Genomic DNA, 1,160 nt, shown 5'->3' with positions numbered 1-1,160 from the left:
CGCGCGCCGAGGGCGTCGCGGCCGCGCGGGGGGTTGGGCGAAATCCTGAACCTGTTGCAGTTCGCGTCCCAGCAGGCACCGATCATTGCCTTCAATGCCTCCTATGACTTCTCGGTCCTGCACACCGAGGCACTGCGCCACGAGCTGGTGCCCTTCATCCCGGGCAACGTGATCGACCCCTACGTCCTGGACCGGCAAATGGACCGCTATCGCAAGGGCAAGCGCACCCTGGAGGCGGCGTGCCAGCACTATGGGGTGGTCTTGGAGAACGCGCACACCTCCTTCGCGGATGCGGTCGCCTGCGTTGGGGTGGCCCGCGCCCTGGCCTCCCGTTACCCGGACCTGCTGGTGGATCCGGCCGAGCTGCACGGCCAGCAGATCCGCTGGGCCCGGGAGCACGCCGAGAATTTCCAGCAGTACCTGCGCCGCACCAAGCCCGAGGCGGTCGTCGACGGCGCCTGGCCCATCAAGGATTCCTAGGCGCTTCGAGACCTAATTCACAGCCGTGCCCAGCGGCCCGTGATGGCCGCCACGAGCCCGGCGGGCGTCCATCCTTTTTTGTGAATGATGTTCACTCAAAGATTCTTCGACCCCATCCGTGAGATAGCGGAGCTTTACGGCGCATTACCGAATGTGCAGGGCGATTCGGTCGATAATATTCGACGGTGATTCAATTGGGGGTACTCTCTTTACCCTTGAGAATTGAAGGACCACCACCCTGTGATTACGATCAAGGACCTGCGCAAGGTCTACCGCCAAGGCAGCGATACCGTTGTTGCCCTTGACGGGGTTAGCCTCGAAGTCCCCACCGGGAAAATCCACGGCATTGTCGGACACTCCGGTGCCGGCAAATCCACCCTGGTTCGGTGTTTGACCCTGTTGGATCAACCCACCAGCGGAACGGTTGCCGTCAACGGCCAGGAGCTGACCAACATCGGCGACAGCCAGCTGCGCGAAACCCGCCGGCGCATCGGGATGGTGTTCCAGCACGCGAATCTCTTCGATTCACGCACCACCGCCCAGAACGTGGCCTACCCGCTGGAACTGAGCGGGATGTCCAAGAAGGACAGCGCGCACAAGGTCCGCGAACTGCTCGAGCTGGTGGGGCTCGGCAAGTTCAGCAACGCTACCCCTCCCAGCTCTCGGGCGGGCAGCGCCAG

Annotated in this window: 1 protein-coding gene and 1 pseudogene; both read left to right on the top strand. The window is 63.3% G+C overall.

Annotated elements, in window-relative coordinates:
• Nucleotides 1-480, top strand: a pseudogene (locus JCM19049_RS14890) (3'-5' exonuclease); the annotation flags it as partial.
• A 240-nt stretch (nucleotides 481-720) separates the two neighbouring features.
• Nucleotides 721-1,160: ATP-binding cassette domain-containing protein (locus tag JCM19049_RS14885; RefSeq protein ID WP_306420824.1), on the top strand; the 440-nt coding region annotated here is incomplete at its 3' end.

The organism is Arthrobacter sp. JCM 19049 (assembly GCF_001310435.1).
The sequence above is the reverse complement of the archived record's forward strand: the minus strand, read 5'-3'. Positions and strand labels throughout refer to the sequence as shown.